This is a genomic window from Microcoleus sp. N9_A2, from assembly GCF_036701775.1.
Lineage (GTDB): Bacteria > Cyanobacteriota > Cyanobacteriia > Cyanobacteriales > Microcoleaceae > Microcoleus.
On record NZ_JAUBRH010000029.1, the window covers coordinates 1 to 22,249 of the forward strand.

General features: G+C 45.2%; 18 protein-coding genes. 10 read left to right on the forward strand and 8 right to left on the reverse strand.

Going from position 1 to position 22,249, the window contains the following annotated elements:
- Window positions 1-408 precede the first annotated feature (408 nt).
- A complete protein-coding gene (locus QUA44_RS17325; protein WP_333252553.1) occupies window positions 409-909 on the reverse strand; it encodes an autotransporter in 501 nt (166 codons plus the stop codon).
- 671 nt (window positions 910-1,580) lie between these two features.
- Here QUA44_RS17325 and QUA44_RS17330 point away from each other — a divergent pair.
- Complete coding sequence (locus QUA44_RS17330) at window positions 1,581-2,216, forward strand: L,D-transpeptidase (RefSeq protein WP_333252552.1); 636 nt, start codon at window positions 1,581-1,583, stop codon at window positions 2,214-2,216.
- Between the two features lie 202 nt (window positions 2,217-2,418).
- On the opposite strand, the gene QUA44_RS17335 is transcribed toward QUA44_RS17330, so the two are convergent.
- Together QUA44_RS17335 and QUA44_RS17340 are read right to left on the reverse strand one after the other, a co-directional pair.
- Window positions 2,419-4,287 (reverse strand): tetratricopeptide repeat protein, encoded by a 1,869-nt coding sequence (locus QUA44_RS17335; RefSeq protein WP_333252551.1) that lies wholly within the window; start codon window positions 4,285-4,287, stop codon window positions 2,419-2,421.
- A gap of 72 nt (window positions 4,288-4,359) precedes the next feature.
- Window positions 4,360-5,274 (reverse strand): Uma2 family endonuclease, encoded by a 915-nt coding sequence (locus QUA44_RS17340; protein WP_333252550.1) that lies wholly within the window; start codon window positions 5,272-5,274, stop codon window positions 4,360-4,362.
- Between the two features lie 555 nt (window positions 5,275-5,829).
- Here QUA44_RS17340 and QUA44_RS17345 point away from each other — a divergent pair.
- Window positions 5,830-6,753 (forward strand): hypothetical protein, encoded by a 924-nt coding sequence (locus QUA44_RS17345; RefSeq protein WP_333252549.1) that lies wholly within the window; start codon window positions 5,830-5,832, stop codon window positions 6,751-6,753.
- Window positions 6,754-7,164: 411 nt separating this feature from the next.
- Here the strand turns inward: QUA44_RS17345 and QUA44_RS30730 are convergent, their stop codons facing one another.
- Complete coding sequence (locus QUA44_RS30730) at window positions 7,165-7,377, reverse strand: PAN domain-containing protein (protein ID WP_445243734.1); 213 nt, start codon at window positions 7,375-7,377, stop codon at window positions 7,165-7,167.
- A 55-nt stretch (window positions 7,378-7,432) separates the two neighbouring features.
- Window positions 7,433-8,299, reverse strand: coding sequence for a HEAT repeat domain-containing protein (locus QUA44_RS17350; RefSeq protein ID WP_333252548.1), 867 nt, complete (start codon window positions 8,297-8,299; stop codon window positions 7,433-7,435).
- Between the two features lie 211 nt (window positions 8,300-8,510).
- Here QUA44_RS17350 and QUA44_RS17355 point away from each other — a divergent pair, with 211 nt between their 5' ends.
- The 6 genes from QUA44_RS17355 (at window position 8,511) to QUA44_RS17380 (ending at window position 18,050) form a co-directional block, all read left to right on the forward strand.
- A complete protein-coding gene (locus QUA44_RS17355) occupies window positions 8,511-9,323 on the forward strand; it encodes an ABC transporter ATP-binding protein (protein ID WP_333252547.1) in 813 nt (270 codons plus the stop codon).
- A 161-nt stretch (window positions 9,324-9,484) separates the two neighbouring features.
- Complete coding sequence (locus tag QUA44_RS17360) at window positions 9,485-10,222, forward strand: ABC transporter ATP-binding protein (protein WP_333252546.1); 738 nt, start codon at window positions 9,485-9,487, stop codon at window positions 10,220-10,222.
- The gene (locus tag QUA44_RS17365) at window positions 10,219-11,079 is read left to right on the forward strand and encodes an EamA family transporter (protein WP_333252545.1); all 861 of its coding nucleotides are present in this window, start codon (window positions 10,219-10,221) and stop codon (window positions 11,077-11,079) included. The genes QUA44_RS17360 and QUA44_RS17365 overlap by 4 nt, the downstream gene beginning before the upstream one ends.
- Window positions 11,080-11,270: 191 nt before the next feature.
- Window positions 11,271-15,158: a cobaltochelatase subunit CobN gene (gene cobN, locus QUA44_RS17370; RefSeq protein ID WP_333252544.1), complete on the forward strand. Its 3,888-nt coding sequence runs from the start codon at window positions 11,271-11,273 to the stop codon at window positions 15,156-15,158.
- A gap of 75 nt (window positions 15,159-15,233) precedes the next feature.
- Window positions 15,234-16,832, forward strand: a complete 1,599-nt coding sequence (locus QUA44_RS17375; protein WP_333252542.1) for a hypothetical protein — start codon at window positions 15,234-15,236, stop codon at window positions 16,830-16,832.
- Window positions 16,833-17,129: 297 nt separating this feature from the next.
- Window positions 17,130-18,050, forward strand: coding sequence for an NAD(+) kinase (locus QUA44_RS17380; protein WP_333252541.1), 921 nt, complete (start codon window positions 17,130-17,132; stop codon window positions 18,048-18,050).
- A 293-nt stretch (window positions 18,051-18,343) separates the two neighbouring features.
- On the opposite strand, the gene QUA44_RS17385 is transcribed toward QUA44_RS17380, so the two are convergent.
- The 3 genes from QUA44_RS17385 to QUA44_RS17395 all read right to left on the reverse strand — a co-directional run bounded on the left by QUA44_RS17385 (window position 18,344) and on the right by QUA44_RS17395 (window position 20,546).
- Window positions 18,344-18,613, reverse strand: a complete 270-nt coding sequence (locus QUA44_RS17385) for a transposase (RefSeq protein WP_333276641.1) — start codon at window positions 18,611-18,613, stop codon at window positions 18,344-18,346.
- On the reverse strand, window positions 18,610-19,317 hold the full coding sequence (locus QUA44_RS17390) for a transposase (RefSeq protein ID WP_333252538.1): 708 nt from the start codon (window positions 19,315-19,317) through the stop codon (window positions 18,610-18,612). The genes QUA44_RS17385 and QUA44_RS17390 overlap by 4 nt, the downstream gene beginning before the upstream one ends.
- Window positions 19,318-19,952: 635 nt before the next feature.
- On the reverse strand, window positions 19,953-20,546 hold the full coding sequence (locus tag QUA44_RS17395) for a transposase (RefSeq protein ID WP_333252537.1): 594 nt from the start codon (window positions 20,544-20,546) through the stop codon (window positions 19,953-19,955).
- Between the two features lie 261 nt (window positions 20,547-20,807).
- Between QUA44_RS17395 and QUA44_RS17400 the strand changes: the two genes are divergently transcribed.
- Window positions 20,808-20,978 carry a hypothetical protein gene (locus QUA44_RS17400; protein WP_333252536.1) on the forward strand — a complete coding sequence of 57 codons (171 nt, stop codon included), beginning with the start codon at window positions 20,808-20,810 and terminating at the stop codon, window positions 20,976-20,978.
- Between the two features lie 206 nt (window positions 20,979-21,184).
- Entirely contained in the window at window positions 21,185-22,195 is a 1,011-nt protein-coding gene (locus QUA44_RS17405) for a transposase (protein ID WP_333252534.1), read from the forward strand.
- The last annotated feature ends 54 nt before the right edge of the window (window positions 22,196-22,249 follow it).

Here is a 22,249-nt window from a genome sequence, read left to right on the forward strand (position 1 = left end):
GAACTCTAAACCTGGTGGGTTTACCCTATCGCTGCTAGCCATCCCCCCTTTCAGGTTTCGGCTAAACGAATCGCACCCAATTCTATTATTCTAACTGCTATTAAACAGCTAAGCCACCGCCGACGCGGTGGCTTAATTCCATTTACTGATACCAGTTGCCAAAAAGAATGCAAGTGTAGGCGAGTGATCCAAACCTTGAGCTTGATCAGTCAATCGATTTGAGATTTGAGATTTTAGATTAAAGAATTGAAGAAAGCGACCCCACTGATAACTCCGAGGGCTGGCGATCAGGATTCGAGCTTTTTTTCTCGCTCCACGAATGAATCACGCCGCTGGTGACCACATTGCTTTTGGTCATTCCCAATTCTCTAATCAAAAATCAAAAATCGAAAATAGTATAACCTCGCTCTACCAAAGTCCTCTCACAGGAGCCGGACGGGGAGCAGGAGCCGGAATTGGACGGGGAGCCGGAATCGGAGCCGGAGCCGGAGCTGGACGAGGAGCCGGACGTGGTGGCGGTTCTGGGGCCGGACGCGGTGCCGGTGCTGGGGTTGCGGGACGAACAACCGTTGTGGCTACCACCTTATAATCGGGGATCACCGCGATATTTTGGATCTGAGATCCGGCGACGGTGGCTCTGACTTTCATTCCCGGTACTAGACCAATAATTCTCAGGACGCATCTTTGAATCCTGAGAGTCCTGTACGGCGCGCTTTCTTCGCGAATAGTTACTACGTCGCCGACAATACTTTTGACAAAACCGGTAATGGTTCGAGTGCTTGCTGTTGTGGTGGTCTGCGTTTGGGCTATTTGAGTTGCAGGGTTAGCCATCGCAGGATGTACTGAAACCGCCGAAATTAGCACCGACAGGGTTGCACCTGTCAATAATTTGATCTTCTGAAGACGCATTGAAACCTCACATTAACTGCTATTCAGGGTCGGGTTTGCTTCCGCTGCGCGAAAGTCCCAACCTCTATACCTAATCCAGTTTAATCCCCAGAGTAGGAAATTTATGACAATCTCAAAAAAAGATTATCGAACAAGTATTGAAAGACTTAATTTTACATCATAAGTTCCCGATTTACAACAAGTTCAGCGGTTCGCATCTATAGAGTGTTGGCGTGATATATTTGAGTTTGTTCGATCGACCTTAGCAGTTTTTTTCCGCCAACCTAACTGTTGCTGGGGGCAACTCTACCCAAAGACAGATTGTGCTTGCCGGATACAGCAGCGCCATATTTTGAATACTCGATCGCCAGTCGGCTATGGCTAAAAAATCAAATTAGTCGGAGGTATAATTTAATCATTTTCTGGCAATATTTACGCACAAACCGGGTTTTCTCACGACATTCTATTGCGTAACTCCACTGATCCCCTTCTAAAAACCTTGTGGTTTTAGTATTATTGCCTAAGCTTTGTGTAGAGTTACAAATTATCAGTGGTGGAATTTAAACTAAAAACTGTGCAGCGCAGTGGCCGTCAAAAAGCCATCTCAAAATTTTTCTGATCGGGTGCGATTTGCGGATAATTAGATAGGAACTTTGTAGGAACTGCTGGTGAGGAGTTTAGCGAACAAAACAATGGTGAAGAGCAAATTTTTGTTTAACAAGTTAATTGTACTGAGCTTGAGTGCAGCCGCGCTGTCGGTCGGCATACAGCAGCAGGCGACTGCCGAAGTGGTGGCTAATTCAAGTAATAGTGCGATCGCAGCGCAGCGGCCCACATCCGAGACACAATTGCCGAATCTCGGAACCCCAGAACTGCCGCCCCTGGGAGAACCATTTCGTTATATTCCCCAGGAACCCAAGCCTGCGGTAAATCCTATTGAGGAAGTGCGTTTAGTCCTGAAATTGCGAGAACGCCGCGTCTATGTTTACCGACAAAATAAGGTGCAAACCAGTTTCCCGGTTGCTGTGGGAAAAGGCGGCTGGGAAACTCCTACAGGCAATTTTAAAGTTATGCAAATGATCAAAGATCCAGTTTGGCAAAATCCTTGGACAGGAGAACTTATTCCTGCTGGGCCAGACAATCCATTAGGGAGTAGGTGGATGGGGTTTTGGACGGATGGCAAGAATGTGATTGGTTTTCATGGTACTCCGAATCCAGAGTCGATCGGGGGGGCGGCTTCTCACGGTTGTGTGAGGATGTTTGATAAAGATGCACAGGCTTTATTTGAGAAAGTCGCAGTTGGCACACCGGTGATAGTTGAGCATTAGTTGTGATCGAGTAGAAAAATATCAATTCCCGGCGATTGAAATCGCGGCTACAAAAACAAAGTCCGCCGACGCGGACTCAAGAATCTCTTAGTCTGCGAAGGCAGACTTCGTTTGACAAGGAGCGGTTTCAACAGCCGAGTGATTAAGGGGCTGTGGTTTCTACCGCTGATCTATAAAATGGATAACAAACCCTGATTTGATATTAAATAGATTGCTGATATTTTTCCAGCAACTCCGGGATGTAATCGTAGCCATCAACACCGATCGCCGGAATGATATTCGCTCGACTTTTAGCCAAAGATTGTTTAAAAGATTCCGCCCCCATTTGACCCCGCAAAATTGTCAACAAACCAGCCGATTGACGCCACTCCATCGCTCCAATTTGCTCCAAAGTATACATCCCCAAGCTACCCGCAAATATCGCTTTTTCTAGTGAGTTGATTCTGTAATAAGCTTGAGCCAAATAAGCCAAATTCAGGCCTTGCAAATACAAGTCGCCAGAAAATTGGGCAGCTTGCCAACCTTTGAGCAAATATTCGATCGCACCTTCAGCATTTTCCAGGGCAATTTTAGCAATACCGAGACTGCTGGAACAAAAAGCTTGACTTTGCCTGTCCCCCAATTTTTCAGACAGCAACAAACCTTGTTCCAAATAACCGATCGCACTCTCGTAAACCTCCGGTTCCACCTCCTCCAACTGCCGCGCTTGAAAGACTTCACTGTAACCCAAATTAGCCAGAGCATTTGCCTCGCCTTGTCGCTCTCCCGCTTGTCGTGCCATAATTAAAGCCCGCTGACTGTAATTAATCGCTTCTTGATAATTTTTTTGAGCAACATAGTTGCGGCTGATGTGATTGAGATTAGCAACTTCGCAAGCTTTATCTCCTTCCAGACGGGCAATTTCCAGCGATTCCTTGTGCAGCAAGATCGATCGCTCGTAGGCCCCAGCCGCCTGCATCGAATAACCCAAAAGCGTCAGAATCCGAGCTTTCGCTTGAGTGCCTTCAACTCGCCGCAGCGGTTCATCTAAATAATCCAAAGTATGCCGCAGAGCTTTACCATCAAATGAAGCAAAAATTCCCCCGTAAAGCGGAAAATATTCTCGCTGAGAAAACGCGCGCAAAATTTGCAAAGTTACTTGAAAACAAGCATTTGCCAACTGCTCGCCGCTCTTGGTAGAATTATTAAACCCACTAGCTAGTTGACTCCAAATTACCGCAAAAGTAATGTAAGTAGAAATTGAAGCCTTTGTTGACACTTTGGAATCATAAACTTGCTTATCAAACCATGTCGCCAACGCCCGTTGCAAGCACTGCAAAATAATCGCCACTTCCACCAATGTACCAATTTCTACAGCAGATTGCTTTGCTGCAAATTCAACTATAGATTCACCGATTGAAATAGCGTGCAAAAGAGCGTGAGGCAACGGACTGTTAACCTTTTTTGCCCAAAAAGCCCAAGGCCCATTTTGTTCGGGACTGCCAGCGAATCCTAGCTGCTGCGGCTGATAAATCCAACCGACGAGTTCCGGTTCCAACCGCTGCCAAGATTCTAAACCTTTGGCAATACCGGCGGTAATTTGCTGCAAATCTCGCTCGGTTTCGGGATTAGTTGTTTGCAGCATTTGTTGGTGCAGAGATTTTGCCAATTGCTGCAATTGAGCGAGAGTCAGCGGATGTTCTTTATTGGGATCGATTACTTGCAATATTGCCAGGAGGCGGCCGTTGGATTCGGCGGTAAGGATTTGTTGGATGGAAGATGCAATTTCGCGATCGACGCGGTTATCTTTCTGCCAGCGTTCCCATTCTCCTTGGATGGTTTTGAGCGCTCGCAGGCTGCGATTTGCCTTTGCTTGTTTGATTTCGTCTTTTTCATTCCTGAGTTGATTTTCGGCGGCATCAAGGCGTTCGCCGAAACAGCGTTCAAAGATTTCGCCAGTACCGGTACTAATGTCTTGCACCAGCATTTGATAAACTTGTTCTTTGGAGCGAATTTGACCTTTGAGGGTGATTTCGACAATTTTGTCGATTAGGGCTAGGTAGCGATCGCGCAATGAGGTAGATTCAGGCATAATTTATTTTTTGTTAATAAGTTTTTATTGACACCGCTTGCAGCTTGCACCATTTCATGCTGCTACTTAATTTTACAGCTCATCTGGATTAATGCCCATTGCTCGCAGTCGATCGGCCAATTGATTGGCTCGTCGACTTTCCGATTCAGCCCGTTGACTTTCTAATTCAGCCCGTTGACTTTCCGATTCGGCTCGTTGTCTTTCAAATTCAGCTCGCTGTCTTTCCGATTCAGCCCGTTGACTTTCCGATTCAGCTTGCTGTCTTTCTATTTCAGCTTGCTGCCTTTCAAATTCTGCTCGTTGACTTTCCAATTGAGCTCGCTGTCTTTCAAATTCTTCAGGAGTCGGAATCAAATTGCCATTAATATCATACCAGCGCAGCCACAACCTTTGATTTTGGAGAAAAGCACCTTCCCACAAACCCAAACTTAACTGTATTTCCGGTATCCAGAATCGAGAACCTGTTAACAATTGTTCGCGGTAACGGTTGCCAATTAAGCGAAATACTCTCAGTTTATTGTTGTATTTGCTAAAAACAAAGTAATAAGGAATTTTCAAAATTTTCTCGTAAACTTGCCATTTAGTCGGCGGTTTGTTTGGTTCGGATTCTGTTAGCCCCAAATCTTCATCTTCCGTACTTGGTGATAGAAATTCGATCGCAATTAAAGGACTTACCACCTCATCCCAAATTACGTAACTTTGGCGCAAGTCTCTGTCTTGGTAAAATCTTGAAACGCCGACAACTAAATACCAATCGGGTCTTTTGTACCAATTGAGGTGGTTGGAGTCGTAGTATAGATTCAGATCGCTGGCAGAGAATACCCGATCGGCTGGATAATTAGAGGGGAGGCAGCTATCGCACAAAAGTTGTGCTTGCCACCGATGATATTCGTCAGGCAAACCGGCTTCCTCCGGGTCTTCACTGGGTAGATCGTACATCGTCGGCAGCACTTTTGCTTGGGAAGATTGCGAGTCTGGTATGTACATTGTTATACAATTATCCCTGCGAGATGTTCAGGAGATTCAGGCATTGCGGTAATTGTTACATTATAACGCGATGTGATTTGTTGTGGCAGAACGTCGCTATCCTTTGCACCGGAAATTTTTGCTAGATATTTTTTACTAAATAACGATCGCCCACTGCTTTTTTTAATAAAAATTATTACCTCGCTCCGAGGGTTGGCTTGAGTTTTTTGGGGAGACTTATCAGGTGTTTTAGTATGTAATGTAGGTAACAGTTTTAAGTGCGAACACTCAGATTTTTGAGTCTGATGGTGCGCCGAATTCGATCGACCAAAAAAAAATGACGACGGGCAGTAAAAAGATGTTGACATACACGAGCTATTTGTGGTAAGTTAAGTGGAATCATGTATTATACATCTGCTACCCAATATCTGCGACACAATTAGTGGTGGCTATGCCAAATTTTTGGTGATCACAGAAGGCGTTTTGGGTCAACGGTTAGACGGCTATACCCGGACTCAATTAAGACTCTGTTAGTATCTTTACTGTTTACATCTACTGATTTTGAGGTAACAAACAATGAAAGACTTAATAATGGGTTATGCAACAAACTGTAAATTCGATGATTTCTACAGGTTCGTTGTATCCACTCGTCAGCATTGTGATCCCGATAAAGTTGATATTGTTGTGTTTATTAATGCCTTAGGGGATGAGTTCGCAAAGGTAGCTCTAGAAAAAAATATCACCCTTATACCAGTTGAAAATGTGTGGAAATGGGTTACTAGCTCAAAAATCCTAAATCTAATCTATCACGCAAAGATGGTGGGACTGCAAGCTTTAATTCGACTAAGTTCAGGCTCTAACCGTACCTACTTAGAGGAGGATTATAGGAGTACGGTTGCCAATTGGATTCATCCACTAGCAGGTCGGTGGATTACTTACCATACATTCCTTAAGGTTAACTCCAGTTATCGAATGGTTATGACTTCAGATGTGCGTGATGTTGTTTTCCAAGCTTCTCCCTTTCATGACTTAGACTCTAGTAAGCTTCACGTTTTTGAAGAAGCAGGTATTTATTTTGGGCCGCCCACTAAAGAAAATGTAGATAGTGAATGGTTGAGTGCTGTTTATGGAAAAAAAACTCTTGAAGAACTGTTGGGAAAACCTATACTCTGTGCAGGGACAGTATTAGGAGGAAACCATCTCATGATGCAATTAATTGAATTAATGGTGTTGGAGGCTCAACGCCATCGTCGTAAGCCTCTAGATCAAGCAATGTTCAATAAGGTGATTAACTATGAATTTCCCAGTAACCAAACGGTGAAACATAATTTGAAGAGTGGTGCCGTCCTCACACTGTGTGGAGATCATGAGGGAGATTGGGAGATTCAGGATGACAAAGTGATGGTTGACGATCGGCTTGTTCCTGTTATACATATGTACGATCGCGATTCTCGGACTAAGGAATTATTTCTCAGCAAGATTCCCAGTCCACAGAACTAAGCTGTAACCGGAGTTGCTTAGGAATTATTTAACTGGCTTACCTTAATCGGACTCTGCGATTTTCTCAAGTCTGGGTTTAAACCCCGTGAACGGTTACATCCGTGGTGTTCTAGTCGATGAAATTCTTTCATTCAGTTGACAGTTGACAGTTGACAGATGAGTGCGACCTCTACCTAGAAGCAAGAGGATTGGAGTAATGAATAGTTTTCTTTTAATTTCTCCCGATCAGGGAGAGGCTTTAAACCAATTCTTTGTGGTAATCGCTTCGGAAGTTGAGTTTAACTTCCCCGTGGGGGGAAGTTGAGCTTAAAAAGGGAAACTTTAAGAACATTCTGCTTCCGTTTTTCTTTAACGCCTTGGTTTTACACTAGAAATCCTGCCTTCTCTCAGACTTGGCGACGGCACACCATTCTAGAAATAACACCAAGCGCCATCCAATCCCGGCCGCACGTAAGTAAAAGCCTGACATTGTTGATCAAACGCACGGATTTGTTTGCAAAGATCCGGGTCTGGTTTGCTAATGTACATATTGCTATAATTAGCGCCGATTCTGTCAGTATTTAAATCTAAATTCCACCTTGTCAACAGCCAGTAGCTGCAGCAGTGCAGTTTTAGCTTCTGCACCAATCATCCCCAAAGCAGAGTCTTTCAGCAAGAGAATTAGCTGCGGCAGTGCAGTTTAAGCTTTTGCACGGATTTTATTCAAAGCAGAGGCTGTACTATTACGCACATTTGGATTGGAGTCTTTCAGCAAGACAATTAGCTGCGGCAGTGCAGTTTTAGCTTCTGCACCGAAACTTCCCAAAGCAGAGGCTGCACTACTACGCACAGTTACATCTGAGTCTTGAAGTAGGGAAATTAGCTGTGGCAGTGCAGTTTTAACTTCTGCACGCATCCTTGCCAAAGCATAGTCTGCACGGCTACGCACATTTGCATCGGAGTCTTTCAGCAAGAGAATTAGCTGCGGCACAACAGTTTTAGCTTCTGCACCCATACTTCCCAAAGCATTGGCTGCACGGCTACGCACGGTTGCATCGGAGTCTTTCAGCAAGAGAATTAGGTGCGGGACAGCAGTTTTAGCTTCTGCACCAATCCTTCCCAAAGCATAGCCTGCACGGCTACGCACATTTGCATCGGAGTCTTTCAGCAAGAGAATTAGGTGTGGCAGTGAAGTTTTAGCTTCTGCACTAACCGACACATCTGAGTCTTTCAAGGTTTTGACAAAGGCAGGAATAGCAGGAGGACGAATTTGTCTTAGAACCTCAGCAGCACTCTGGCAGACTGACAAATTCTGATCCTGCAAAGCTTCCATCCAATCAGGGATGGCTGGTTGACCTATTTTTTGTAAGAGCTTAATAGCTGGATCAAGTGCCGTTTCATCGTTAATGTTTGACTTCTCGGTAAGGGAGGCAATCTGTTTGGGATTAGCTGTGGGTTCGTCCCCAATTCCAGCCGCAGCATTGCGAGTCAACAGCAAAGGCGATGTGAAAGATAGAAACGAGAGAGCAATTACGGCAGCTAATCTTTGTCGGCAGTGCTTCGTCATGGGCTAGAATCCTTGTGTTTGATGAGCCGTCTCAGCCATTTGAATAATTGTGTATACATTCTCATCAAACTGTTTCAGGACTCTGGGCGATCTAAATTTGTGCTTGTCCGTGGTGAAATCGATCGCCCTAAATACTGCTTAAAAAGCGCCACTTTAAGAAGATTCCGCAGTCTAAGGCATAATTAGATATCTTATATTCTATGATTTCTTTATGATTTCCGAACCCCTTACCCTCTCAACAAGCAATCCTGTTTTAGCAGCCAAAGGATTAACTCGCCGGTTTGGTGGTTTAATTGCCGTGAATGACGTATCTTTTACAGTTGAAAAACACGAAATCTTTGGATTGATCGGCCCTAACGGCGCGGGCAAGACAACTCTATTTAATGTAATGACTGGACTGATACCTGCCTCTAGTGGCAATCTGATTTATCAAAACGAAAATATTTCTAAATTGCGGCCTTATCAAATTGCGAATAAAGGTATGGCCAGAACATTTCAAAATATTCGGTTGTTTGGCGAACTTTCTGTTTTGGAGAATGTGGCGATCGCCCGACACATCCACAGTCGCTCTGGAAATCCGGTATTATCGCTACTATCGGGGATTTTCGGCTTACCAGCGTCTAACGCAATGGAACGCAAAACCCAGCGGAAAGCGCGGGAATTGTTGGATTTAGTCGGATTGGGCGATCGCGCGGGCGAACAAGCCAAAAACCTGCCCTACGGCGACCAGAGGCGCTTAGAAATCGCCCGCGCCCTAGCCCTAGAACCGACAATATTGCTGTTAGATGAACCAGCGGCGGGGATGAATCCCAGCGAAAAGCACAAGTTAAGTGAATTTATCCGCGAAGTGCGCGCACAATTCAATTTAACTGTAATATTGATCGAGCATCACGTACCGCTAGTTATGGGATTGTGCGATCGAATTGCGGTGCTGCATTTCGGTCAGCTTATTGCCTTGGGAGAACCTGCTGTTGTTAGGAATGACCCGGCAGTGATTGAGGCTTATTTGGGAGATGAAAATTAAATAAATTAAAATTAGATAAAATTCCTTCACATTGGGTACCAATTTCACCCATTCTGTAGGGGCGGGTTCACCGACAATAATTGCCTAAAATCCACGATATCATAAACCCGCCCCCGCCCAACCGCAAATCAGAATATACCTCAAATTAAAAGTTACAATAAATGCAACACAGCCCAATCCAAGCCAAAGAAAACATCCTCTTAGAACTAAAAAACCTTTGTGTAAATTATGGTGGCATTCGAGCCATACAAAATATTAATCTGACAATTAATGCGGGCGAAGTTGTCAGTCTCATCGGCGCTAACGGTGCGGGGAAAAGTACGACGCTGAGAGCAATTTCTAAAATAGTTAATTTGCAACAAGGACAAATTATTTATAGCGGGCGCGATATTACGCGCCGCCAAGCTCACGAAGTGGTAAAATTGGGCATCGCCCACAGTCCCGAAGGGCGCAGGGTTTTGGCGCAGCAGACGGTGTTGACAAACTTGGAATTGGGGGCTTACGTGCGATCGGACTTTGCGGCCGTCAAAGTTGATTTAGCCCGCCAATTCGAGCTATTTCCGCGCCTAGCAGAAAGGCGCACTCAACTAGCTGGAACCCTTAGCGGTGGGGAACAGCAAATGCTGGCGATCGCCCGCGCGCTCATGAGCCGCCCGAAACTGCTATTATTAGACGAACCGAGTTTAGGCTTAGCACCTGCGATCGTCAAAGAAATTTTCACAATTATTCAAAACCTGCGCTCTACGGGCGTTACAATTCTGTTGGTAGAACAAAACGCCAACTTAGCACTCCAAATTGCCGATCGGGGTTACGTACTAGAAGCTGGTAATATTACTCTCACAGGTATAGGAGCAGATTTGCTAAACGACGAGCGAGTCAGGAGCGCATATTTAGGTTGACTTGGTTAATTTTTGGAATTTTGACCGCTTTCTTTGAAGCCGTCAAAGATGTTTTTGGCAAACAAAATCTCAAAAAAAGTGACGAATATGTTGTCGCTTGGTCTCTCTCATTTTTTTCAGTCATTTTTTTGATTCCCTGGGTATTCTCTACAGAAATTCCAGCATTAAACTCTCAATTTTGGCTCGCCCTACTAATCGGAGGTAGCATCAACGCTGTCACAGCCCTCCTCTACATCAAAGCCCTCAAAGTATCAGATTTATCCCTGACAGTACCGCTGCTAGCTTTGACACCATTATTCATGTTGGTAACTTCACCGTTAATTGTCGGTGAATATCCCCAATTTTTTGATTATATTGGCATTTTACTAATCGTAGCAGGCTCTTATTTATTAAATATCAAAGATAAATCTAAAGGATATTTAGCCCCATTTAAAGCACTGCTGGATGAACCAGGATCAAAATTGATGTTAATCGTCGCATTTCTATGGAGTATTGCCGGAAATTTTGACAAAATAGGAGTTACAAATTCCCACCCTATTTTTTGGGTATTCTCTTTGTTTGGTACCATGAGTGTTTTGCTACTGCCAGTTTTATTGCACAAAACCCCAAATCCAGGGCGACAAATTTTCAAACAATTACCAATGCTAGCGGCTATGGGGTTTTTCAATGCTATTGGAATAATTTTTCAAATGCAAGCTTTGACATTAACTTTGGTAGTGCAAGTGATCGCAATTAAGCGTACTAGCGTGTTAATGGGTGTATTGTTCGGTCATTTCATTTTTAAGGAAAAAGATATTCAACAAAGATTATTAGGGGCCGGAATTATGATTTTGGGAGTTTTATTTATCAGTTTATAGGTTGAGATTTCCGGGACTTTGACGCCCATTCTCCCCCCAAATGTAGGGGCGATGCCCCCGTGCTCGCCCTCTCTCGGTTTGCCGGGGATGTCCGGGTTGGAAACAAGCCCTAGCCTCTATTGATGTATAAGTCATGTTATACTCAAGGCGATCGCACCTTCTCTCACTATTTATTAACATAAAAAAAAATAATGCACAAAATAGCTGCCACACCCGGAGGTTGGAACCCTCAAGCAGAAGGAGTAATTTTTATTCAGCAAACCCCAGCGCCAATAGTATTTATTAGTGCTGCTGACACCGACATTCAAACTCTCGCAGCCGCCGCATCCAAAATGCCGGCAAAATTTCCCAAAGTGCGGGCAGTAAACCTGCTTCAGTTGCAGCAACAATTAACAATTGATACTTATGCTGAGGAAGTTTTAGAACGCGCAGAGGTCATAATCTTAAGACTTTTAGGAGGGCGTTCTTATTGGTCTTACGGGTTAGAAATTCTGCGGGAAACTGTGCAGAAAACTAACGCCTCACTGATTGTAATGCCGGGAGAAGACAGTCCCGATCCCGATTTAATCAGCCATTCCAATGTATCGCTGTCAGCAGTCAATAAACTGTGGCGCTATTTCACAGAAGGTGGAGTCCAAAATTTTGTTAATGCACTAAAATTTGCCGCCGATACTTGCCTGAAAACTGCTTACAATCCACCGCTACCTCAAACAGTTTCCCGCGTCGGAATTTATGATTGGATCGGGCGCGGGGAGGCGTGTTTTGAAACTTTTCAATCAGATTCATATCCCCCTAAATCCCCCTTAAGAAGGGGGACTTTGACAACTTCTTGCTCCCCCCTTATTAAGGGGGGCTGGGGGGGATCTCCGGGTTTACCCACTATAGCTAAAGTGGGAATTTTATTTTATCGCGCTCATTATTTATCAGGAAACTTAGCACCGATTGATGCACTTTGTCAAGCTCTAGCAGAGCGAAACTTAGTACCGGTTCCCGTCTTTGTGTCTTCTCTGCGGGAACCAGATTTGCAAATAGAATTGCTGGAATATTTTCAACCAAAAGAATCTGAACCCGTTCAATTATTGCTCAACACCACAAGTTTTGCAGTCTCCGGTTTCAGCAGTCAAGAGCCGGAACAAAACAGCTTAAACTCCTTAGATGTTCCTATCTTGCAAGCAATCTTCAGCGGCGGCGGTTTGGAACAGTGGGAAACTGAATTACAAGGACTTTCGCCCCGCGATGTGGCGATGAATGTAGCATTACCCGAAGTAGACGGAAAAATCATTACTAGGGCTGTTTCTTTTAAAGCCGTACAGACTTGGAACGATGAATTAGAAACAGATGTGGTAGGATATGTCGCAGCGGGCGATCGCATTTCATTCGTAGCAGATTTAACGGCGAACTGGGTGAAAATGAAACAAACCCCAGCCGCCAACAGACGCATCGCCATAATTCTCGCCAACTATCCCACTCGCAACGCCCGCTTAGCCAACGGTGTCGGCTTGGATACGCCCGCTAGCTGTGTGGAAATCCTCAAAGCTATGCAGCAAGCCGGTTATCAAGTTGAAAATATCCCGGCTAACGGTAATGAGTTAATTGAACTGCTGACTTCGGGCGTGACAAATGACCCGGAAGGACGCGAATTGCGGCCTGTTAATCAATCTTTGGATTTAGCAGAATATCAGAAATATTTTGCTACTTTGCCGCAGGAAGTACAAGATGGTATTTCTAAAAGATGGGGAATTCCCAGAATCCACGCACAGGATTTAATCGCTAACAATACCTCTTTTCCGATTCCAGGAATTCAATTCGGCAATGTATTTGTGGGAATTCAACCATCGCGGGGATACGAACTAGACCCAGCCTTAAACTATCACGCCCCAGATTTAGAACCAACTCACAATTATCTAGCTTACTATTACTGGCTGCGAGAAAAATTAGGAATTGATGCGATAATTCATGCGGGAAAACATGGGAATTTAGAATGGCTTCCCGGTAAAAGTATCGCCTTGTCTAACAAATGTTATCCCGAAGTAGCATTAGGCGCGATGCCGAATTTTTATCCCTTCATTGTCAACGATCCGGGGGAAGGTTCCCAGGCAAAAAGACGATCGCAAGCCGTGATTATCGACCACCTGACCCCGCCGATGACTCGCGCCGAACTTTATGGGCCGTTGCAGCAATTGGAAGCCTTAATCGACGAATATTGCGAAGCCCAAAGCTTAGATCCGTCCAGATTACCGATGATTCGCGATCGCATTGTAGCCCTCACCAACCAGGAAAATCTAGATAAAGACTTAGGTATCCAACTCAATAAATCGGAATTTACCGAATTCATCACTCGCACCGACGGCTATCTTTGCGAACTCAAAGAGTCCCAAATTCGCGACGGATTGCACATTTTCGGTCAATGTCCTGAAGGTAGACAGTTGCGAGATTTGATAATTGCGATCGCCCGCCATCCTAGCACAAATCGCGCAGGCTTAACCCGCTCCCTCGCCAAAGACTTAAACCTAGATTTCGATCCCTTAACTATAGCAGGCGACTTAACAGCCGAATTAGAAGAAAAAGCCGCTGAATTAGTAGACAATTTAATCGAAAATATCCGCGTTCATCCGCGTCCATCTGCGGTTACAAATTTCCAAATAGGAGAAGCAACTCAACAAGAATTAGATTGGATTGCCAACTATCTTTTACCCTCACTGCTGCAAACAAACCAAGAAATTACTAACCTGTTGCGCGGACTAGATGGGCGACACATCCCCAGCGGCGCATCCGGCGCGCCCACCCGCGGCAGAGCCGATGTATTGCCCACCGGCCGCAATTTTTACTCAGTAGATATCCGCGCCATTCCCACAGAAACCGCTTGGAGAGTTGGCAGAGTTGCGGCCGAAACTTTAATCGAAAGATACACTCAAGAAAATGGCGAATATCCCAAAACTTTGGGTTTGTCAGTGTGGGGAACATCGACAATGCGGACAGGGGGAGACGACATCGCCGAAGCCTTAGCATTAATCGGAGTTCAACCGATATGGGATGGGCCTTCGCGCCGGGTTGTAGATTTTGAAATCTTGCCTGTTGCTGTTTTGGGGCGGCCGCGCGTTGATGTGACTTTGCGGATTTCTGGCTTTTTTCGCGATGCTTTTTTTAATTTAATTGATTTGTTTGACAGTGCGGTGAAAGCTGTAGCAAACTTAGACGAACCAGCGGAAGATAATCCTTTAGCAGCACAAGTTAAACAAGAGATTTTGGATTGGGAATCGGCGGGTTTGAGTCGAGAAGAGGCCGAAGTGCGATCGCAATTTCGAGTCTTTGGTTCAAAGCCGGGGGCTTACGGTGCGGGACTTCAGGGCATAATTGAAGCTCAAAACTGGAGAGACGATTCTGATTTAGCAAAAGCTTACATTAATTGGAGCAGTTACGCCTATACTTCCTCTAGTTCCTCAAATTTGCCGGGAGATGTAGCAGGAATTAAACAGAGTGAATGGGGATGTTCCGCGCCCGAAGCATTTACACAACGCCTCGGCCAAATGCAAATAGTTCTGCAAAACCAAGACAATCGCGAACATGATATCCTCGACTCCGACGATTATTATCAATTCCAAGGTGGAATGACGGCGGCAATTCGCAATTTGCAAGGCAAAAATCCTGAAACTTATTTCGGCGATAACTCGATTCCCGAAAATCCGAAAGTGCGACAACTGAAAGAAGAAATTGCGCGGGTTTATCGCAGCAGGGCGGTAAATCCGAAATGGATTGAAGGGGCGATGCGTCACGGTTATAAAGGTGCTTTTGAAATTGCCGCAACGGTGGATTTTTTGTTTGCTTACGATGCTACGGCAAATTGTGTTGAAGATTTTATGTATGAGGGAATCGCACAGGCTTACATTTTTGATGAAAAAGTGCAGGGATTTATCCAGGAAAATAATCCTTGGGCGCTGCGTGATATGGCGGAAAGATTGTTAGAAGCTCGTCAACGGGGGTTGTGGCAGAGTGCGAGTCAGGATACGCTTGATAAATTGCGATCGATCGCCCTGCAAGCCGAAGCAGTCATCGAATCCCACACAGAAATACGCAATTAAGGCCGCGATCGCCGCCAGACACATCTGGCCGTTTGCGGTAATATCTACTAATGTTTCGCCAACGGTGAAAGCTGTATGATTCGCCGCTATATTGCTAGCCTGACCATTAACATCTTAAAACTTACCTGCGGCGCCGCAACCGCGATCGCCCTAACAGCCGGATGTTCGCAACCCAACCAGCCCAACAGCCCTGGGGCATCTAACACCATCGAACCCGCAGCCCTAGCGGAGCCACCAACCTCTGTGTTAGCTAAAAACGCCAACCAAGCCCAAAAATCCGTCAGCGTTGCCTCCTGCACCCGAAACGACCCATTTGCGGAGTCAGTTAACTTTGCCACCGAAGCTTCTAATTTGGCTCAATCAGCCAATTCAAAACAAGACTGGGACGAAGTAGCAGCCCTGTGGGTGCAGGCCGTCGCCTGGATGCAAGCGGTTCCCCCCGGCAGTCCCAGACGGGCGTTTGCTGAGAAAAAAGTAATCGAGTACATGAGAAACCTGGTTTATTCCCAACAGCAAGCGAGCGCAACCCGATCGCAAGCCAGTACAGTCAGTTTCAGCAGCGATTTACTCAACGAACAACTAGAACTTTACCTATCCTACGTTGCGACTGTCGGGCCGCCAGATGTTTTGATAGTCGGCAGTTCCCGGGCATTGCAGGGCGTAGATCCCAAACAGCTAAAACAATCTTTGGCCGCCAGCGGCCGTCCGGGCTTAAAAGTATTTAACTTTTCAGTCAACGGCGCAACTGCACAAGTAGTTGACTTTCAACTACGGCGGCTTTTGAAGCCCGGTCATTTGCCTCAAATGATTGTCTGGGCAGACGGTGTGCGGGGATTTAACAGCGGCCGGGACGATCGCACTTTTAATTCGATCGTCGATTCCGAAGGCAGTCAACTTTTAGCAGCAGGCATTCGCCCCCAACTGGAGTCCGACGAGCCCAACGTGATTCCGCTGTGTTACAGATTCCCGCAGCCCTGCGCTAAAAACACTTTCGGTAAAGCATTTACCTCTGTCGATCGACTTTTCAGGGGCGGGCAAGATGCCCACCCCACAGTCAAATTTATGTCTAGTGGAACAGGCATCTTGCCTGTTGCTTTTAGGGGCGGGCAAGATGCCCACCCCACAGTCAAATTTATGTCTAGTGGAACAGGCATCTTGCCTGTTGCTAATAATGCAGCGCCACCAACAACAGTAGCCCTCAGACAAGTCAACCAATTGGCAGATTCGATCGACTCCAACGGATTCATGGCTATGTCGGGCAAGTACAATCCCAACACTTATTATCGAGAACGCGCTTACGTTTCAGGCCAGTACGATCGCGACTACGAAAACTTCAACCTCGGAGGCAAACAAGCAACAGCCTTTAATTCAGTTGTAGCATTTACCAAAGCTCGCAAAATTCCCCTAATTTTCGTTAATTTGCCTCTCACCAACGACTACTTAGACGGAACTCGCCTGTGGGCAGAACAGCAGTTCCGGCAGCGAATGCAGCAACTCTCGCGGCAAAAAGGCTTCGCTTTCCGCGACTTGTCGCAGCGGTGGCCGGGCCGTAACGACTATTTTGTTGACCCCAGCCACCTCAACCGCTTTGGGGCGATCGCAGTTTCTCGCCTACTCGCGGCCGATTCGAGCATTATCTGGCCGCGGCCCAAATCCAGCCGCAGCGAGGGGTAATGGAGGGAGTGGGAGAGAGGGAGAGAATTCTTTTTCTCATTTCTCGTTTCCTCGTTACCAGGCAGAACCTGATAACGCAGATCCGGAGGCTCTGCCTCGAAATTGTGAAAAATGCTGCAAGATATCAATTAGACTTATTGCATAAATCTTTGATGGATAGGGAAACCGCAGATAAACGCAGATAAACGCAGATAATTTCAAGATACTTTGCGAGTTTTGCAATCTAGTCTAGTCTAAAATCTAATAATCTAATAATCTAAAATCCAAAATCTAAAATCTAAAATTGATTGATTCATTGTGCAACTAAAACAAGTAATTATCGCCCACAAAGCCAGAGATACCCTCAGCCAACGGTGGGCAGAACAGTGTGCCCGCCAGTTAGAAAGTCGCGGGTGTCAAGTTTTGATGGGCCCCAGTGGCGCGAAAGATAATCCGTATCCGGTGTTTTTAGCTTCTAGTAACAGTCCAATTGATTTAGCAGTGGTTCTGGGGGGCGACGGTACGGCCCTGGCTGCGGCCCGGAATTTAGCTGCTGACGGCATCCCGATTTTGGCGGCGAATGTGGGGGGACATCTGGGTTTTTTAACCGAGTCTTTTGAGGATTTCCAAAATACTGAGGAGATTTGGGACAGACTTTCGGAAGATAGGTATGCTGTGCAGAAGCGGATGATGTTGCAGGCGACGGTTTTTGAGGGAAACAGAACCAATCTGGAACCCCAAAGCGATCGATTTTTGGCACTAAATGAAATGTGTGTCAAACCTGCTTCTGCCGATCGAATGCCGAGCTGTATTCTAGAAATGGAAGTTGACGGCGAAGTAGTCGATCAATATCAAGGCGATGGTTTAATTGTGGCAACTCCCACCGGTTCGACTTGTTACACTGCATCTGCCAATGGGCCGATTATGCACTCGGGAATGGACGCGATCGCAGTTACTCCGATTTGCCCTTTGAGTTTATCCAGTCGGGCGATCGTCCTGCCGCCCGGTTCAGTTGTCAGCATTTGGCCTTTAGCAGATTACGAACTCAGTACCAAACTCTGGACAGACGGCATTTTAGGTACTGCAATTTGGCCAGGACAGCGCGTAGACGTGCGGAGGGCAGACTGCGAAGCCAAGTTTATCATTTTGCGGGAAAACTATTCTTATTACAACACTTTGAGGGAAAAACTTCACTGGGCAGGAGCCAGAATTCGGTACAGCAACAATCACCGCAATTAATCCAAATCATCCACCATTATAAATCATTAAACGGTAGGGGCGGGTTTAGCCCTCAAATTGTGAAATCACAAACAATCTACAGGCAAAACCCGCCTTTTTTCCACCATTAAACGGTAGGGGCGGGTTTAGCCCTCAAATTGTGAAATCACAAACAATCTACAGGCAAAACCCGCCTTTTTTCCACCATTAAACGGTAGGGGCGGGTTTAGCCCTCAAATTGTGAAATCACAAACAATCTACAGGCAAAACCCGCCTTTTTTCCACCATTAAACGGTAGATACTGTCTTGATCTGTCAAGGGGTAGCGAGCAAATAAGTTGGATCGAAAGGCTTTTGGGACTTTAAAATACCAAAAGCCAAATGCACCAACTTCCTCATCAAAGCACCAATCACCTGCATTTTGACCTTTCCACGACCCAATAATCGCTCAGTCATGGCTTTGAGCAAAGGATTACAACGCATCGCCACCACCGCAGGCATATACAATGCCTTTCGCAATCGGACATTTCCCGTACAAGACTCTCCGAGTTTTGCCATGCACAGAAGTTCCTGAACTACGCTCACACGGAGTCAAACCTGCATCTCTCTGCGAGTTGACGAGCATTTTTGTAATCTTCAATACGACCAACTTCAGCTAACAATACAGCGGCAGTTTGTTCTCCAATTCCTGGAATCGAAGTCAATAGCTCGCGCTGCTGTTTTAAATGTGGATGTTGGTCAAAATGATCGCTAATCATTTTTTTGATTTCTGCTTGTTGTTCTTTGATGTATTCCAAATGAGCTCTGGTAAGTTTAGCTACGGAAACTGTAGCTGTTTCTAAACGATTCTCTTCCTGTTGATACATTTGGGTCAAAGATTCTAGTCGTCGCAGTAAAGCTTGTAATTCCTTGACTTCAAACGGGGTTGGCTTCCAGAATGACGGTTTAATCGCTGCACAAAAACGAGCAATTAATGCTGCATCTACAGAGTCGGTTTTAGTACGCAAAAGTTCGCTTTTAGCAAACCCTTTAATCCGAGCCGGATTAACCACACTCACCTGGTAGCCTGCTTCATACAGAAATTCAGCTAGGGCATCTCCATAAATACTCGTGGCTGACCTGCAAGCATGAAGTTCTTCAACACCTTGTTTTTTGAGCCACTGATTTAAGCTCTCAAACCCTTCGGTATTATTCGTGAACTTTTTTGGTTTTGAGCCACGTTCTTCTTTCAGTAAAAAAACATGAAAGTCTTTTTTACTGATATCTATGCCTAAAAATGTCGATGTCATTGTTTGCTCCAAGCTCCCTGTTTGTATGAAAGAACATGACAGGCAATTTAACTAACCTTATAAATGCAGGCTGTCCCGTGAAAACGAGCGCCTAAGATACTGTCCAGCTTTTTATATGCGCCTGTCATCAGTCATGGGAGCTTATCTACGCAACAGACTTGTGAGTGTCTAAGGGGCGGGCCAACTTCACCAATTTCTGATGTCCGATCACAACACTTTTTACTGTCATGTGTACCTATAGGCAAGAAACTTTAATGGTTTCTTTATCTTTACTCGTGTTACGATTCAATTACAACCGTGTTTGCGATTCGATTACAACCGTGTCTGCGGTTCTATAGCCTGCGGTCTACGGTTTGAGCGCCTGACTCTTTTAAGATACAAGGGGCGGGTTTAGCCCTCAAATTGTGAAATCACAAACAATCTACAGGCAAAACCCGCCTTTTTTCCACCATTAAACGGTAGGGGCGGGTTTAGCGAAAATACTTGTGAAATCACAAACAATCTACAGGCAAAACCCGCCCCGGCCCAACGCAAAATCCACAGACTTGGTGCAATAGATCAAGGAGGAGGAGGAGAGGGCGGGTTTTGAATAAAATTATTGGTTGGGATGTTAGAGATTGTGGCTAAACCCGCCCCTACTTTAAATCCAATTGCCATCCCAAATCTCTAATTTTTCCATCCCATTTACAGATATTATTAGGATGCAATTCATCCCGGTCTTCCCAATTCATAGGATTGTTTATAATGTATTCACGAATTCTCTGCAATGATTCTTGACTGCGAATAATATGTTCATAATAACCGCGCTGCCATACAGAAACACCAGTCAGTTTGCGATGTCTATTAATACTGCGGGCTGAAAATGTTTTGAAACCACGAATAATTTCTGGAATCCCGTGACGCTGGGGGCGGAATTGATTTAGTCTAGCCGACAAATCATTATTTGCAATCACTTGGTTATCCGTTAATAAAATAATGCCATGAACGTGATTCGGCATAATAACAAATTGATCTAATTCAACATGGCGATGATGTTTAATCAAATTATCCCAATATAACTCAATGATTTCACCATAACGACTTAACTGCATTTTGCCACTGACAATATCGCCAAATAAATTTTGGCGCTTCCACGTACAAATAGTGACAAAATATGCTCCGTTTTGTGTATAATCGTATCCTTTGAGACGAATCGATCGACGGTGATGTTTGTCTGGATCGTATTTCATAATCAGCTACAGACGTTTTTCTGATTAACATATATTTTGGCACTCGTAGGGGCGGGTTTAGTCACAATCCATAACATCCCAACCAATAATTTCATTCAAAACCCGCCCTCTCTCTTCTCCTTGATATATTGCACCAAGTCTGTGGATTTTGCGTTGGGCCGGGGCGGGTTTAGCCTGTAGATTGTTCGTGATTTTACAGTTTTTTGGGCTAAACCCGCCCCTTGTATCTTAAAAGAGTGAGGACGGTCGATCGCCACGTCATTGATTCAATCATACCGACTTTTAGGCGATCGTACCGACCAGTGGGCGATCGAGCCAACAATCAGGCGGTCGTACCGACTTTCAGGCGCTCTTACCTTATTCTTGGTAAATCTAAAGAAACTAGAAAAGTTTCTGACTAAGGTGCAAGTTTCAGTAGAAAGTGCTGTTTAAGGACATCAGAAATCGGTGAAGTTGGCCCGCCCCTTAGACTAAACAAGTCTGTTGCGTAGATAAGCTCCCATTACTGATGACAGGCGCACACAACACTGGACAGTATCTGAGGCTCTCGGTATTATCGGGAAAGCCTGCATTGACTCTCGTTAGTATTCAATTGCCTGTCGGTTCTTTCATAAATCGGAGTAAATCGGAAGCAAACAATGACATCAACAGTCTTAGGTATAGACATCAGTAAAAGAGACTTTCACGTCTCATTACTGAAAGAAAGTCGTGCAACTAAACCCAAAAAGTTCACGAACAACATTCAAGGGTTTGAGAGTTTATATAACTGGCTCAAACAACAAAGTGTCGTCGAACTCCATGCTTGCATGGAAGCTACTAGCATTTACGGCGAAGCTTTGGCAGAATTCCTTTATGGGGGAGGCTTTCAGGTAAGTATCGTGAATCCAGCCCGGATTAAAGGCTTTGCTAAAAGCGAACTTCTGAGAACTAAAACAGACTCCGTAGATTCCGCATTAATTGCTCGTTTTTGTGCGGCGATGAAACCATCTCTATGGACACCAACTGCGCCCGAAGTCAAAGAATTACAAGCCCTGTTGCGACGGCTCGAATCTGTGATCGAAATGACTACGAGCGAGCAGAACCGTCTGGAAACAGCTACGCCAACTGTTGCTGGTCTTACACTGGCACATTTGGAGTACCTAAAAGAACAACAGCAACTGATCAAAAAACTGATTAGTGACCATTTTGACCAGCACCCACATTTAAAACAACAGCGTGATCTTTTGACCTCAATTCCAGGAATTGGTGAACAGACGGCCTCAGTATTATTAGCTGAAATCCGTGATGTTTCTGATTACAACAATGCCCGTCAATTAGCAGCTTATGCAGGCTTAACACCTTGTGAACGGAGTTCTGGGACTTCGGTTAAAGGCAAAACTCGTTTGTCTTGCACTGGCAATGTCCGACTCCGAAAAGCGTTGTATCTGCCTGCGGTAGTGGCGATGCGTCACAATCCGTTACTCAAGGCTATGAGTGACCGATTATTGGGTCGTGGCTGGCGTCAAAATGCAGGTGATTGGTGCTTTGATGCGGAAGTTGGTGCATTTGGCTTTTGGTATTTTAAAGTCCCAAAAGCCTTTCGATCCCAATTATTTGGCTGCTACCCCTTGACAGTTCAAGACAGTATCTACCAATATTATTTTACTTAGAACCATAGGAATAGATCAACCCGCCCCCACCCAATTATCAAATATTCTGCGACT